Genomic DNA, 15,358 nt, shown 5'->3' on the forward strand with positions numbered 1-15,358 from the left:
TACCAGTTTACTAGATTATTTCATTGCCACATCTATTAGTAAAATATACAATTACAACAGGCGAAATAAGAGGATGGTGTATCTGTGTTATCTGCTTTTTTATATATATTACTTGGTGTATTCGATGCTTTGGCCGCTGTTATTTTGGTCTTAAAGCTTTATATGCTTCCCGTGAGGGAATATCGCACAAAAATATTATTCTATGCAATGGGCATAGCTTTGTTTTCCTTTCTAATGAGGGAAGTTATAGGCTTGCCTAAATTAGATTTGCCGCTTCAGTATTTGTTAATGGTTATCTTTTTTAGATTCGGTTTAGGGGTCAAAACCCATCTAGCAGCTTTTTCTGCTGGTTCTGGTCTAACAGCCTACATTAACCTACAACTTTTTGTATTTCTGTTTGCAAATTTTTTCGGAGTAGCAGAACCAGGTGTTATTAATGATACTTCTGGCTCTTCTATTTACGTTATTCAGTTATCTTCTATTATTATTGCGTACTTTATTTCTTTTGTGATGGGAAAATATAACTTTGGATTCTCGTTTATAATTCAGCCTCCACATGATTTTTTAAGAGCTGAAAATTACTTATCGTCTCTAAATAAGCTGTTGATTCTAGGTGCTCTAATATCAGCTGCCACCATTTTTATTACTTTGTATATGCTCTATAGCTCAAATACCATAGGATTACTATCCATTTCATTGCTTACTTTCGGTTTGTCGTATTTCTTTTCAGAGAGAGGAGATTACGAGGGTGCTAGAAGCGCTATCAAGGTACATCGCAACGGAAATAAAAAAAGCTGATCCTGATGGCCCAACAAGTGTAGAAGTGATGGAGTATGCGCTTGGTATAAAAATTACCGAAGTGTCGTCGATACTAATGGTTGCGGTTATCGCTTGGATGACCGGGCATTTTTTGGGATCGTTATTCGCTCTGGTTACTATCATGTTTGTAAGAAGATTTTCAGGAGGGGCACACTTCAGTAATCTTACATTTTGTGTCTGTTTTACAACGGCAATATGTGTAACTATACCCTTCGTCTCTTTAAATTTATCAACAATTTTGATTATTAATGCTTGTTCAATATTAGTGTTTTTAGTTTATGCACCCAATCATTTTATTTATATTCATAAGACCAATAACCACAAATATTATAAAACGGTATGTGTTTTGGTATGCGCAGTGAATTTTTTTATACAGTCCCACATAATATGTTTAGCTTTAGCTATTCAAGCATTCAGCATTCTTCCTTTATGGAAAGGAGGTGAACGAAAATGGATAAGAAATTGGCGAGAGCTTTAAATATAAGACTGGGAAAATACGCTAATGAATCTACCAAAAATGAAAAAACAGTATTTGGTGCTAAACCGATACCAGCTGAGCTTAAGAAAAAAGAAAAGAACTGATGAAGTACCGCGTTTTCAATTTGGGGCATTGCTTTTATACGATCGGGCTAACCGCACAGACTTGCAAGGCAGCTTTTCAGCTATCACGACTTGGTTTTGTGAGATCGAGTCTAACGCATTTGGAGGTACGATTCGAAGAATCTGACTTCACTTGCTCTATGTCTCATAATAAGCTTAAAGCACTTAAAAAGTTATAGAAATGACCCGTAGAATTCACGGGTTATTTTTATTGCCATACATACTTAGACACCCCCCCGATTTGCCAGATAACGGTTTTAGCGTTATAACAGAAAGAGGGCATTGTAGAAGAACGGAGTGAGATTATGAATCATATATCATTAAACGCAGAAAAATTCCAGCGTAAAGCAGTTCAGGTGGAAGAGGCGCAAAGCAGGATAGCTAGCCATGTTAAACAGGGTGAAAGGGAAGACGTAGAGCTGGAGCAGGCGCATGGACGCTATTTGGCGGTGGATTTGACCGCACCACACCCGTATCCCCGTTTTCGTCGCTCAGGTATGGACGGTTATGCGATCCTTGGATCGGACACTGAAGTGTGCTCGTCCGGTCAGGAAATCTGGTTACATGTGATTGATGAAATTCCATGTGGCACCGTATCGGACAAGCGGGTGGAGACTGGAATGGCTGCCCGCATCATGACAGGAGCGCAATTACCTGATGGAGCGGACACGGTTGTCATGCTGGAAGCAACACAGCTGCGTGAGGAAAATGGAGAGACATATGTCGGCTTAAAGAAGCGTATGGAGATTGGCAAAAATGTGACACAGATTGGTCATGAGATTCAGGAAGGTCAGCTTTTGCTTAGTAAGGGAACCTGCCTGGGAGCAGGGCACATCTCGGTACTGGCTACGTTTGGAGTACATCAGGTACCTGTTTACAGGAAGCCAAGGGTGGCCGTTTTTTCTACAGGATCGGAATTACTTGCAGTGGATGAGCCGTTACAACCAGGGAAAATTCGAAACAGTAATACATATATGCTGGCTTCTCAAATTAGAGAGGCAGGAGGCGAGCCGTTCATTTTACAAGCCATTCATGATGATTTGAGCCTTGCCCGTACCTCTGTACGTGAAGCCATAGCTGCCTATGATATCGTGGTCACGAGTGGAGGAGTATCGGTGGGGGATTTTGATATTATGGGTGACCTGGTACGACAGGAAGATGTGAATATGCTGTTCAACAAGGTTACGATGCGTCCAGGAAGTGTGACCACAGCCGCAGTGATTGACGGCAAGCTGTTATTTGCGCTTTCAGGCAACCCCGGTGCGTGCTTTGTAGGCTGTGAGCTGTTTGTACGGCCGACGATCCAAATGATGTTATCTTCGGCACATCCATATTTACAAACCTGGACGGCGAAGTTAGGCGCAGATTATACGAAGGTAAACAACTATACACGCTTTGTACGCAGCTCTCTGGAGATACGTGGTGGGCAAGTATACGCGATTCCTGCGCGAGTAGATGAATCCAGTGTCATGGTGACCATTAAGGACAGCGACTGTCTGATCGTAATTCCTCCTACAACAGAAGGATTACGCGAAGGTGAAGAGGTGCGAGTACTGGTATTACAAGGTGGACAGGTAACGTGAATACGAAACATCCATTTGTATGTCAAATCGTCGGATTCAAAAATACGGGGAAAACGACCTTTCTCGGAGGGTTGATTCGTTATGTGCAGAAGTCAGGTCTCCGCGTCGCAGTGATCAAGCATGATGGACATGAATTTGAAATGGATCATGAGGGTACAGATACGTACAAGCACCGACAGGCGGGTGCTGAAGGCGTAGCTATTGTTTCGGCTGGAAGAACAGCCATTTTAGAGGAGCATAGTCAGCCTGTCACCAGTCTGATCCGGCATTTTCAGGCCTATGATTGTGTGTTGCTGGAAGGCTTCAAGCAGGAGGATTATCCAAAGCTGGTCATGGTGCGGGAACAATCGGATGCTCAGCTTACCGATAAGCTGACAAATGTGCAGGGGATAGCGGTTTGGGAGCATCAAATGGATTGGGCTCAAGGTCACTACTCAGATGAAATGATACAGATATTTCCTGCCGAGGCCAACGGACCCGCAGGCCGCTGGCTACTCGAACAGATTCAAAAGCAGATAGAAGGAATGAGGAATAAGCAGGGGTGAGACATCAATCGGCTGAGTCGGTTAGAGTCTCTACCCGCCGTTCGATCGCCTGGGACATGGTTTTGTCAGTCAGGTGGGCATACACTTCTGTTGTTTCTGTCGAAGCGTGCCCCAGTTGTTCCTTTGTTTTGTAAATATCATTTTGTAAATAATAATCAGTAGCAAAGGAATGACGAAGCTTATGCACGGTAAGGTAAGGCTTGCCGAAACGCTTGGCGTACTTGATGATCATTGCCTGAATCGCTCTTTTGGTCATCCGTTTGCCTTCTGTACTGCCGTTAGGACGTGCGACAAAGAGAGCTTTTTCTTTTTTGGGGGCGCGGTAACGGGTATGTCTCAGGGACAAATAAAGTATGAGATCATCTTTGGATTGCTCGCGGAAATACACCGGCGTTTTAAAGGTTTCGTCGTTATTGCCTTTGCGGTACACATATAGTAATTTATTGTTTATGTCTAAATCATCCAGATTCAGATTGACGATTTCAGATACGCGCAGGCCTGAGTTCAAAATGAGGCTGGCGATGCAGGCGTCCCGTTCCTTATTTAGTTCATAGGAATATAACGCCTGCTTGTTATCGGCCAAATCGTGACCATAGCCTTCATAAATATAACCGATAAATTCAAGCAGTTCTTCCTCTTCCAGTATTTTACCTTTAAGCTTGGCCGCCGTATCCTTGGGTTTATGTATACGCTTGATTTCGACCTTGGCCATAATGTTGCGTTTGAGCAACGGATAAAAATTTTCATCCTCAGCGATCTGACTCAAATAATGAAAAAGCGAACGCAGGGACGATAGCTTACGTGAAATGGTAATACGGGAGTTGGAGCCTTCGCGCTTAGTAGACAGGAATAATCGAAAGCCTGTAATACTGTCCATATGAAGTGTCTCCAATTCTTCCAGTGTAACTTGGGCATTTGTTTCTCCAGTAGACAAGCCTTCCGAGCGAAGCCATGAAAAGAAAGCTTGGTAATCCCGCACATATTCTAGTAGTGTGGAAGGGGACAGGTCGGGCAGCTTGTAATCCATAAATTGCTGCACGTACCATGGTAATCCCGGCATTTTTTCATCTAGTTTGCGCCGGTCGATGATCTTTTGTATATTCATTGGGTTCCACCTCGTCCGGTCATAATATATATGTATTTTAGCATATTTTGAACAGCACTGGATGGGATGTAATTCGAAGTTAAAGAACAGATTGAACCGCCAAGAGAGGTGAAAGTATGGGGTATAATATCAAATCGGAACTGAAGCTGTCTATTAAGAGTGTACCGGAGTCGCAAAAGGACATTATTGTACAGCTCATGCAATTTTATTTATACGATTTTACAGCCTATCTTCGAATTGATGTCACTGAGAAGGGTACATTCCCGGCTTATCCAGACTTGTATCAATATTGGACGAGCGGTGAACAGAAGCTGCCTTTTCTGATTTGGAGACAGGATATTCCTGTGGGCTTTGCACTCGTTGACCGAATGTCCAGCAATCGAGAAGCTGACTACTACATGGCTGAGTTCTTTGTACTTCGTCCTTATCGGCATAATGGGGTTGGGACTTGGGCGGCTCATGAGCTGTTTGGACGTTTTAACGGACGTTGGAAGGTGACCCAAATGAGCACCAATAGGCCGGCACAATCCTTTTGGCGTAAGGTGATTGGAAGCTATACGAAAGGTGAGTACAGGGAACAAACACATCCGGTAAGAGGGAATATAAGTCAGTTTTTCAATACCTGAAAAATTCGAAATAGAAAGTCAGTAATGAAAAAGAGTCGGGGAGAGTATCCTGTCGGCTCTTTTTTTGTTATCAATTCAAGGCTTCTAAGAGACCAGTTGGACCCGAAAAGAAATGCAAATTAGCATCAAAAAGCCTATTCTTAAGTGCTATAGAAGGAGGAAGTTCGTTTGTCATCATTGCTGAAGATTGAACATTTATACGGTCGAATTTCACACTAAAAAAGGTTTACTGCAAGCACTCGACAACGTATCACTAACGATCAGGACGGGAGAAATGGTCTGCCCCAACGGTGAATCCGGCAGCGGAAAAACGTTTACCCCCAAGTCGATTATGCGGCTAACCGATTATGAAAACGGACGAATTGCCCAACGACAAATACGGTTGCAGTACATTAGATTTGACCGTTTTGTCGCAACAGGAATTAAGCTCACTTCGCGGCAAAAAGATGGCGATGGTATTTCAGGAGAGGCAGTGTCGGCTTTGGATGTTTCCGTTCAGGCGCAGATTGTCAATCTGCTTCAGGACTTACAGCGTAAGCTGGATACGACCTATTTGTTTATCGCACACGGATTGCATATAGTCCGCCATATTTCAGATCGGATAGGGGTTATGTACTTGGGAAAACTTGTAGAAATTGCGCCAAGTGACGAGTTGTTCAGGCATCCTGCCCATCCGTATACCCGAGGGCTTGTTGCATCGATACCTAATCCAAATCCGAAAAACCGCCGGGAGTTAATTACGATACAAGGTGAGATTCCTTCGCCTGCGAAGCCTCCATCCGGCTGTCGTTTTCATACCCGCTGTCCACTAGCGACCTCGCGTTGCCGTGAGGAAGTGCCTGAACTGACAGCGATTAGCACAGGACATTATGCCGCTTGTCATTACCCGTACTAGGTTCAAGACACCCCTTTGATCTGCTATCGGTATGATAAGAGAACTACATTCTATAGGCCATTCATGGTAAGATAAGGATAGAAGTATATAAATTCAATAGGAAAAGAGGGTATTATGCTAGAAAAATGGGTTCAGGAATTAAAAGATGGTGAACAAGAGCTGATTGCATGGAGAAGACATCTACATCAGCATCCCGAGCTTTCTTTTGAAGAAACGAATACGTCTGCATTTATCGCCGATCAATTGCGCTCTTTTGGCATTGAGGTAAGAACGAATGTGGGTGGAAACGGTGTGCTCGGGTTTTTAGAAGGCGGTCAGCCAGGTAGAACGATTGCATTTCGTGCTGATTTTGATGCGCTTCCCATTCAGGATGAAAAGGATGTGCCTTATAAATCGACCGTTCCGGGTGTTATGCATGCCTGCGGACATGATGGTCACACGGCTGCGTTACTTGGAGTGGCACGCGTATTGAGCCATAACCGTGAGGCGTTGAAGGGAAAGCTTGTGTTTATTTTTCAACATGCAGAAGAAAAACCGCCTGGTGGAGCCAAGTTTATGATTGAGGATGGCTGTCTGGATGGGGTAGAGGCGGTATACGGTATTCACCTCGCATCTGAAATTCCGCTTGGTAAAATTGGATTAAAGAGTGGGCCTGCGATGGCGGCTGTCGACGCGTTTACGATCCAGATCAACGGTAAAGGCGGGCATGGCGCACGACCGCATCAGACGGTGGACTCTATTGTTATCGGCAGTCAAATTGTGAACGGGTTGCAGCAGGTGGTTAGTCGCAGGGTGGACCCTATTGAATCAGCAGTGTTAACGATTGGGGTATTTCAAGCTGGAACTGCCTTTAATGTGATTGCAGATAAGGCCAAAATTGAAGGGACTGTACGTACGTTTAATAAGGAAGTGCGTAAGGAAGTCGAGAATGAAATTCGCAGTATCGTCAAGGGATTGACTGAGGCTTATCATGCCGGATACGAAATTGACTATTTGAATGGCTATCCTTCTTTGGTGAATGCCGAAGCCGAAACGGAACGTGTACGCGAGCTCATTGGCAGACTGTATGGAGCAGACGCTTTTTTGAATTTGAAGCCGGTCATGGGAGCAGAGGATTTTGCTTATTATTTGGAGCAGCGACCGGGAGCATTCATTCATGTGGGTGCACGCAATGAGGATGAACGAACGCATTTTGCTCATCACCATCCTCACTTTGATTTTGATGAGCGAGCATTGCTCATCTCAGGACATATTTTTTTAGCTCTGGCGCTTGAATACTTGCAATAATATGCATATGTTTATAACTGACGACAGTATTAACGGAAGCAATGTAAGCTGGAACCGCGCTATGCGCGGTTTTTTGTTGTAAATCAAAGTATTTTGACATCCATAAAGAATGAAAATGAAGTAATTAATTCATTATATGAAAAATTCATAATAGAATTAAATAAAAGGTGTTAACTCTGAAGGAAGTCCAAACCTCATATTATAAGCTGAGGAGCAGGAGATAATATTGCATTATCTTGATTTTTCACACAAGGAAATGAAAAAAAGATGACGAATCTATTGAGCAAGACACCAATGTAAGCGCTAACAAAACGAGTATCGCACCGTATATATTGGTTGAATGGGGGTGAGCCTGAGAAAACATTTGTCAGATTTGTGAGAGGCAACGATAACGATAGGAACGTATTCAGAATCGGCTGATTACTTTGATTTCAAAATGACTCGCATATTCAAATGATATTGAAGAAGGAGGTTGAATTCATTGACTAAGGCAAAAAACAGGTTGAGAATTGCTTGTTTGGCGCTTGTGGTAGCGGGTGCTTCCTGGACAGGAATGATAGCACCGGCTCATGCTGCTCCAAGTGACGATTACAGTTGGAAAAGTGTCGTTACGGGTGGAGGTGGTGGTTTTGTACCTGGCATTATTTTTAATGAAACGGAAAAAGACCTAATCTATGCCCGTACAGATATTGGAGGAGCTTACCGCTGGAATGCTGCCAATGAGAGCTGGATTCCGCTGACGGATTCTGTGGGCTGGGAGGATTGGAACAAAAATGGTGTCGATGCACTGGCGACCGATCCTATTGATCCGAATCGTGTATATATAGCTACAGGTACGTATACTAATTCATGGGATAAACAAAACGGGCAGATTATGCGTTCCACCGACAGGGGCAATACGTGGAAGACAACCAAGCTTCCTTTTAAGGTGGGGGGCAATATGCCGGGGCGTTCAATGGGTGAACGTCTGACGATTGATCCAAATAAGAATAATATTTTGTTCTTTGGAGCTCGAAGTGGTAATGGACTATGGAAAAGCTCTGACTTCGGAGCAACTTGGAGCAAGGTTAGCAGTTTCCCGAATCCAGGGACGTATGTACAGGACCCTTCCAATGAATATACCAGCGACATTGTCGGTTTGGCCTGGATTACCTTTGATAAAAAAACAGGCTCTTCCAGTAAAGCAACGCAGACGATCTATGTAGGTGTTGCAGATAAAAAGCAAAGTGTCTATCGCAGTACAGATGGCGGGACAACCTGGTCTGCTATAGCGGGACAGCCTACGGGCTATTTGCCACATCACGGCGTTTTATCAGCGGACGGCAACTTGTATATTTCTTATAGCGATGGAGCTGGTCCATATGACGGAACAAAGGGTGAACTGTGGAAATTGAATACAGCAAGCGGGCAGTGGACTAACATTAGCCCTATTGGTAGCAGCAGCGCGGACAATCATTTTGGATATGGTGGACTGACGGTGGATGCCCAGAAGCCAGGTACACTTATGGTTGCTACCTTGAATGCCTGGTGGCCGGATGAAACGATTTACCGCAGCACGGATAGTGGGGCAACCTGGAGTCCTATTTGGGAGTTCGATGGTTATCCGTCTCGCAAGCTGAAATACAATCTGGATATAAGCGGTGCGCCTTGGCTGACTTTCAATGCCAATCCTGCTCCACCGGAAGTATCGCCCAAGCTAGGGTGGATGATCGGAGATCTGGAGATAGATCCGTTTAATTCAGACCATATGCTGTACGGCACGGGAGCTACGATTTATGGCTCTAAAAATCTGACCAATTGGGATAAAGGTGGAAAACTGGATATTTCGGTAGCCGCTAAAGGGGTAGAGGAAACAGCGATTTTGGATTTGGTGAGCCCTCCAGTTGGCGCGCCTTTGGTGAGCGCAGTAGGTGATGTCTCTGGTTTCAGGCATGACGATCTGTTCAAGGCTCCAGCTAAAATGCTGGATAATCCGACCTTTACAAGCAGCGAAAGCATCGATTATGCCGAGTTGAGTCCTTCTTTTATGGCCCGGGTAGGTAAAGCAGATTATAAAAAAGATCCAAATGCCAAATCCATCGGTTTTTCTAATGATGGCGGAACCAACTGGTATAAGGCAAATAGCGAGCCTTCCGGTACAGCAGGAGGAGGCAGCATCGCCGTAGCGGCAGATGGGAATGGCTTGCTGTGGAGTACATCGGACAAAGGTGTGTTCTACTCCAAAACTGGCGGCAACGCATGGACAGCAAGCACAGGGATTCCAGCGAATGCAAAGATCGTCTCTGATCGAGTGAACCCTAATAAATATTACGCATTTGCCTCCGGGAAAATATATGTGAGCACCAATGGAGGCGTATCCTTTACGCCATCAGCGGTAACTGGCTTACCGACAGCAGGCAATACTGATATTGATGCTGTACGAGGAGCAGAAGGAGATGTATGGTTCGCCGGAGGCTCCGAGGATGGAGGGCCATATGGCTTATGGCATTCCAAGGATTCTGGCGCTACGTTCACCAAGCTCTCTAATGTGCAGGAAGCGGATTTTGTAGGCTTTGGTAAGGCAGCGCCGAACCGTACGAATGCAGCGGTATTTATCGTTGGTAAAATTGATGGTACACGTGGATTTTACCGTTCGGACGATGCTGGCGCAAACTGGGCGCGCATTAATGATGACAAGCATCAATATGCTCGAGTGACCAAAATTATTGGGGACCCTCGGGTTTACGGACGTGCTTATCTGGGAACGAATGGCCGCGGCATTCTGGTGGCAGATCGTGTGGGTGGTGATCAGCCATCTACCGGGCAAGCAAGTATTACACCAACGACTGCAACCTATGGAGTAGATAACAGCAATACCGATATTACTGTCAAGCTTACACTTAACGGTAATACGCTAGAAGCGATCAAGCAGGGGAGCGTGGTGCTGAACAAGGGTGAAGATTATACAGTTAGTGAAGAAACAGTCGTTCTTACTAACAAGTATTTATCGAAACTTCCTAAAGGAGAGACCACGCTCAACTTCCATTTTAGTACAGGCACTGATGCGTTGTTCACGATTACGGTGAAAGGGGATACGCCAAGTGAGCCGGGAACAGGCGAGGGCGTTCTGAAGGTGCAAGCCTTCAATGGGAATGTATCCGACACAAGCAATACAATCAGTTCCAAGTTTAAAATAACTAATACGGGAACCTCATCAATTTCCCTAGCAGACGTGACATTGCGTTATTATTACACCATTAACGGGGAGAAAGCACAAAATTTCTTCACGGATTGGTCGAGCGTCGGTACAGGGAATGTGATTGCTAGCTTCAAAACATTATCCAATGCGAAGCCAGGGGCAGATTCTTATGCAGAAATCGGGTTTAACTCGGCTGCGGGTTCTTTAGAGCCCGGTCAAAGTGTGGAGTTACAAACCCGGATATCCAAAGAGGACTGGAGCAGTTACACACAAACCGATGATTATTCATTTAATCCCACAGCAAACAGTTTACAAGATTCTGCTAAAATAACCGCTTACCTGTCTGGAAGCAAGCAATGGGGAATTGAGCCCTAACCTTAATAAGGATAATCCTAAGTCAGCCACTCTAATGAGTGAGCTGGCTTTATTTTTGATGACCTTGTTGTCCCGCATTCTTTTTTGGGAAAAAGCAACGGCAAATTGAAAACAGGCAGATAATAGAGATTCAAATTAAATAGTATAATTATTTCACTATATGAAAAATTCATAATAGAAAAAAACTATTTCTCGCATACAATCTCCACAAAACAAACAAACCACTTTAAGTAGAAAAAGAAACACTGACGGGAACATATGTTCTTTTATCTCGAAAAAGGAAACGCTCCTGTCCTTAGACAAAAAGCGTCTCTAATCCATTTTTTATATTGATCATACACCTCAAACAAGATGCCGGGATGCTGAAATTAATAGGGTCATCGTAATGACATTCACAATCGTGGAAAGTAATACTGTTTGTGCGGCAAAATCGGGTTCGTTTTTATATTCTTCCGCCAAAATACTGGTATTAACGCCGGTAGGCATACCCGATGCAATGAGCAAGGCTTGAGCGGGAATTCCCTTAAGACCCAGCAGCAAGACGAGCATAAAACCGACCATTGGACCAACAATCAGGCGTAGTACCATACTGATGTACACGGCAGTCCGGCGCAAACGAAAGGGATATTGCACAATTTGTGCTCCCAAAGTAAGCAGAGCCACGGCAACCATCGACTGACTAATATAATTCAAAGGTTCAGCTAGTAAATTAGGCAATGGACTATGCAGCAGATTTAGGAGCAAACCTAGCGCAAGCGCATAGGGAACAGGCATTTTTAAAAAATTAATTAATATTTTTCGAGTATTGGCCTTGCCGTTTTGCACAACAAAAGTGCCGTATGTAAATGTGACAAAGCTTTGAAAGGTCATAATCAGAGCTTGAACGGAAATGGCCAAAGGGTCACCTTTGAACACCAACTGATTGATTGGTAGACCATAATTTCCTGAATTATCTAGCATTACACTATTTGTAAAAGCTCCACGCATTCCGGGACTGTATTTCAGAGATCTGGCGACGGTAGTGCTGATTACGTACAGAATAGCTATGTACAAGGCATAAAAAAGTGAAACCTCACCCATGAGCATTAAAGAAATTTCCGAGTTATAAAGACCCGTAAACACAACTGCGGGGGTGATATAGTAAAAATTGATTTTAGCTAAGGTATACAAATCCAGTCGAAAATAATATTGCATGATACAACCAAAACCGATAAGTACAAAAATAGGTAAAACAACGTCCAAAAGAATGGTGCCGAACATGTCTGTTTCATCTTCTTTCTATTATGCGAATGTAAAGGCTGATACTTAAAAATCCATGTGTAATTCTCATTATACTGTGTAAATAGGTTAGGCGTATAATAAAATTTTATAGTGGTTTTGGCAATCTGGACTGCGGCTATATTGGTGTCCCACACATTAGTTAAAGAAAAGATAAAAAATCAGCTTAGAGAAGCCGTTAATACATCTAGGGACATTTGAGCCCGGTCTTTACTATAAGGAGGAATCGCATCATGAGAAACACTTGGACAGCTTTATTAGCGTGTATACTGGTCTTGGGATTGGCAGCAGGAACCGCTGAGGCCAAGCAGGGACGCGGAAATGATCATGAGAACAAACAGGAAGCAAAGACGTCTGTTAAAGACGGGAATGAAAAGAGTGGGGAAGAGCTAATCAATCCCTATGACTCAGACAATGATCAGTCCAAAAAACAAAAGGAAAAAGCATCCGGTAAAAAGGATGAAAACAGTAAAAAAGAAAAACTCGCAGAAATCAGAAAAACCGAACCTGTTGCAGTAACGGATGATACGTACGAAGAGTCCAAAGACCATAATGGTCACAAGGGACGCAACGGTTACAAGGGTCTGCTTCACGCGGTAGAAAATACGAAGGATAAGCCGGCAGGAGCGGTTATTGCGAATCTGCTGCTTACGAAATACCCGGACCGTTTGACTCCAGAGCAGGTTGCTGAACTTGAATTGATCCGGAATTCTGGTAAAGCACTGACTGAGGCAGCTGAGCTACTGGCTGAAAACGGAAATGTGACAGATGCCGTTTACATGCAGGAGGAGGCGGTACTGGCTAATGTGTCCGACCTGGACAGCTACAAAAAGCTCGGTGAATTCTCGAAGAAGGCTGGACGGCCGCCGGGTATGAAGCTGTTCGTGAATGGTGAAGAATACGATGCCAAACCGATTAACCGCAATGGGACCACACTTGTTCCGTTTAGAACAGCTTCCGAAGCTTTGGATGCAAAGGTTTCTTGGGATCCGAAAGAAAAAGCTGTTACTGTCACCCGTAACGGCGTGTCCGTCAAATTATTTGTTAACAGTCCGAAAGCATATATTAACAGTCAGCCGTATTCTATCGAGCAGCCAGCATCCATAGTGGATGGGACAACAATGGTACCTGTAAGGGTAATCGGAGAGGCCTTGGGGACAAATGTTAAATGGGAGCCTGAGAGCCAGTCCGTTGTTGTATACGAGTAGCCAACAACTACTGCTACATCAACATCATAACGTGTTGTAAACAAACAAAATTTTGTAAAGCAAAAAGGGCCCCTAACTAAATGTCAGGCCTTTTTGTTTTACCTTGCAATTAATGATTTCGTATTCATGATACTACCAAGCTATTCGCATTATGTGCTGGTCATGTGTACAATTAAATAGAGAACACTGAGAAAAGGAAGTGTTATAGATGGATTTAGGATTAACGGGAAAAATAGCCTTTGTTGCAGGTTCCAGTAAAGGACTCGGCAAGGCAAGCGCACGGGAGCTGGCACGCGAGGGTGCGAATGTCGTCATTTCAGGACGGAACGAAGCAGAGCTTCAGCGGACGCAGGCGGAATTACTGGAAACAGCGAGTGGCCGCGTTGAATATGTAGTTTGCGATGTAACAAAACCAGAACATATCTCCCAGGCCATCCGCCGTACAGCTGATTTGTTTGGCACCGTTGATATTTTGGTTAACAATGCGGGTGGGCCTCCTGCCGGTACCTTTGATGATTTTACAGATGAAGTGTGGATGCAGGCCTTTGAACAAAATTTACTTAGTCATATCCGGTTGATCCGTGAGGTGTTACCTTATATGAAAAAACAACAAAACGGTAGGATTTTAAATATTGCTTCTTCCTCAGTTAAACAGCCAATTCCGGGGTTAATCATTTCAAATACGCTACGTACGGGAGTCGCTGGATTGGCGAAAACATTGTCTCTGGAATTAGCTCCTCATAATATTCTGGTACATACTGTAGCACCGGGGAGAATTGCAACCGATCGCGTGCGTAGCTTGGACGAGCATCGAGCTGAGAAAACCCAGCAAACGACAGATCAGGTTCGTAAACAAGCAGAAGAGGGCATTCCATTGGGGCGGTATGGAGAGCCTGAAGAGTTCGGTAAAGTTGTTGCTTTTCTGGCGTCTTCAGCTTCATCCTATTTGACAGGGAGCACCATCCTTGTGGATGGCGGAATGATTAAAACGTTATAAAATAAAGATGCGTGCAAGCCTCAGGTTTAATTGGGTGCTGGCACGCTTTTTTAAAATTTATCTAGGGAATAGAAAATCTTCATTCACGGCCTGGAAGCTCACAACCCTCGTCGGTACATATACCACCTTCATCTTGTTTGGACGAGCTGCCGCTTATCATGGTGAAAGGTGAGCGTTCATCCCATGCTTTTTGAAGCGCATCATGGAATACTTCCTCCGGCTGGGCACCAGAAACAGCAAATTTTCGATCAATTACAAAGAATGGTACACCCTGAACACCTAACTCAGCGCCTTCGGATTCATCAGCTCTAACTTCGTCGGTAAAACGATCACTGGCTAATATAGCAGCCGCTTCCTTTTGATCCAAACCAACCTCAGTAGCCAGCGCTACCAGCACTTCATGATCCCCTGTATGCTTGCCTTCGATGAATACAGCCTGGAATAAACGCTCGCTCAGTTCCAGCATTTTGCCTTGTGTTTGAGCCCAAAGTGTTAAGCGGTGAGCATCAAGAGAGTTCGTCGGCACCATGGCATGAATATTATAATCAAGACCCGCAGAGCGTGCGTTTTCGTTCATTCGATCATTCAAAGCCTGAGCCTCTTGCAGACTGACCCCATATTTAGCGGATAGTTCTTCATTGATCGTTTTACCGCTATCTCTCACAGCATCCGGGTTCAATTCGAAACTCTTGAATGTCAATTGCACCTCATTGCGATGTGGAAATTGCTGTAATACTTGCTCCAAACGGCGTTTGCCAATATAACAGAATGGGCACATATAATCAGACCATACTTCAATATTCATCAGGAAAAAGCCTCCATGTATACGTATTTTATTGAGTAACCGGGAGAGGTGCTCCCC

14 protein-coding genes are annotated in these 15,358 nt (G+C 44.2%); 11 read left to right on the forward strand and 3 right to left on the reverse strand.

All coding sequences use genetic code 11. The annotated features are described in order from the left end of the window. Nucleotides 1-84 precede the first annotated feature (84 nt). The 5 genes from ACUYLD_RS08990 to mobB all read left to right on the forward strand — a co-directional run bounded on the left by ACUYLD_RS08990 (nt 85) and on the right by mobB (nt 3,547). Nucleotides 85-798: a hypothetical protein gene (locus tag ACUYLD_RS08990; protein WP_250261223.1), complete on the forward strand. Its 714-nt coding sequence runs from the start codon at nt 85-87 to the stop codon at nt 796-798. Further along, complete coding sequence (locus ACUYLD_RS08995; protein WP_446674830.1) at nt 749-1,297, forward strand: accessory gene regulator ArgB-like protein; 549 nt, start codon at nt 749-751, stop codon at nt 1,295-1,297. The genes ACUYLD_RS08990 and ACUYLD_RS08995 overlap by 50 nt, the downstream gene beginning before the upstream one ends. Next, complete coding sequence (locus ACUYLD_RS09000; RefSeq protein WP_322160877.1) at nt 1,270-1,401, forward strand: hypothetical protein; 132 nt, start codon at nt 1,270-1,272, stop codon at nt 1,399-1,401. The genes ACUYLD_RS08995 and ACUYLD_RS09000 overlap by 28 nt, the downstream gene beginning before the upstream one ends. A gap of 323 nt (nt 1,402-1,724) precedes the next feature. Then, nucleotides 1,725-3,002, forward strand: coding sequence for a molybdopterin molybdotransferase MoeA (locus ACUYLD_RS09005; protein WP_446674831.1), 1,278 nt, complete (start codon nt 1,725-1,727; stop codon nt 3,000-3,002). Beyond that, nucleotides 2,999-3,547, forward strand: coding sequence for a molybdopterin-guanine dinucleotide biosynthesis protein B (gene mobB, locus ACUYLD_RS09010; protein ID WP_254328514.1), 549 nt, complete (start codon nt 2,999-3,001; stop codon nt 3,545-3,547). Before ACUYLD_RS09005 ends, mobB begins: the two co-directional genes overlap by 4 nt. 4 nt (nt 3,548-3,551) lie before the next feature. Here mobB and xerS read toward each other — a convergent pair whose 3' ends face one another. After that, entirely contained in the window at nt 3,552-4,652 is a 1,101-nt protein-coding gene (gene xerS / locus ACUYLD_RS09015) for a tyrosine recombinase XerS (RefSeq protein WP_446674832.1), read from the reverse strand. Nucleotides 4,653-4,768: 116 nt separating this feature from the next. On the opposite strand from xerS, the gene ACUYLD_RS09020 reads away from it, so the two are divergent. From ACUYLD_RS09020 to ACUYLD_RS09035, 4 genes are all read left to right on the forward strand, one after another. Then, nucleotides 4,769-5,278 carry a GNAT family N-acetyltransferase gene (locus ACUYLD_RS09020; protein WP_023988942.1) on the forward strand — a complete coding sequence of 170 codons (510 nt, stop codon included), beginning with the start codon at nt 4,769-4,771 and terminating at the stop codon, nt 5,276-5,278. A gap of 187 nt (nt 5,279-5,465) precedes the next feature. After that, nucleotides 5,466-6,173, forward strand: a complete 708-nt coding sequence (locus tag ACUYLD_RS09025) for an oligopeptide/dipeptide ABC transporter ATP-binding protein (protein WP_446674833.1) — start codon at nt 5,466-5,468, stop codon at nt 6,171-6,173. 114 nt (nt 6,174-6,287) lie between these two features. Beyond that, entirely contained in the window at nt 6,288-7,460 is a 1,173-nt protein-coding gene (locus tag ACUYLD_RS09030; protein ID WP_446674834.1) for a M20 metallopeptidase family protein, read from the forward strand. A gap of 481 nt (nt 7,461-7,941) precedes the next feature. Continuing rightward, nucleotides 7,942-11,013, forward strand: a complete 3,072-nt coding sequence (locus ACUYLD_RS09035) for a X2-like carbohydrate binding domain-containing protein (RefSeq protein WP_446674835.1) — start codon at nt 7,942-7,944, stop codon at nt 11,011-11,013. A gap of 342 nt (nt 11,014-11,355) precedes the next feature. Here the strand turns inward: ACUYLD_RS09035 and ACUYLD_RS09040 are convergent, their stop codons facing one another. Further along, nucleotides 11,356-12,273, reverse strand: a complete 918-nt coding sequence (locus ACUYLD_RS09040) for an AEC family transporter (protein ID WP_235309707.1) — start codon at nt 12,271-12,273, stop codon at nt 11,356-11,358. 251 nt (nt 12,274-12,524) lie between these two features. Between ACUYLD_RS09040 and ACUYLD_RS09045 the strand changes: the two genes are divergently transcribed. Next, nucleotides 12,525-13,499 (forward strand): copper amine oxidase N-terminal domain-containing protein, encoded by a 975-nt coding sequence (locus tag ACUYLD_RS09045; protein WP_446674836.1) that lies wholly within the window; start codon nt 12,525-12,527, stop codon nt 13,497-13,499. A gap of 208 nt (nt 13,500-13,707) precedes the next feature. Then, a complete protein-coding gene (locus ACUYLD_RS09050; protein ID WP_446674837.1) occupies nt 13,708-14,496 on the forward strand; it encodes an SDR family oxidoreductase in 789 nt (262 codons plus the stop codon). 79 nt (nt 14,497-14,575) lie between these two features. On the opposite strand, the gene ACUYLD_RS09055 is transcribed toward ACUYLD_RS09050, so the two are convergent. After that, nucleotides 14,576-15,301, reverse strand: coding sequence for a DsbA family oxidoreductase (locus ACUYLD_RS09055; RefSeq protein WP_446674838.1), 726 nt, complete (start codon nt 15,299-15,301; stop codon nt 14,576-14,578). Between the last annotated feature and the right edge of the window lie 57 nt (nt 15,302-15,358).

The sequence above is a fragment of the Paenibacillus sp. SER-28 genome, assembly GCF_052906305.1.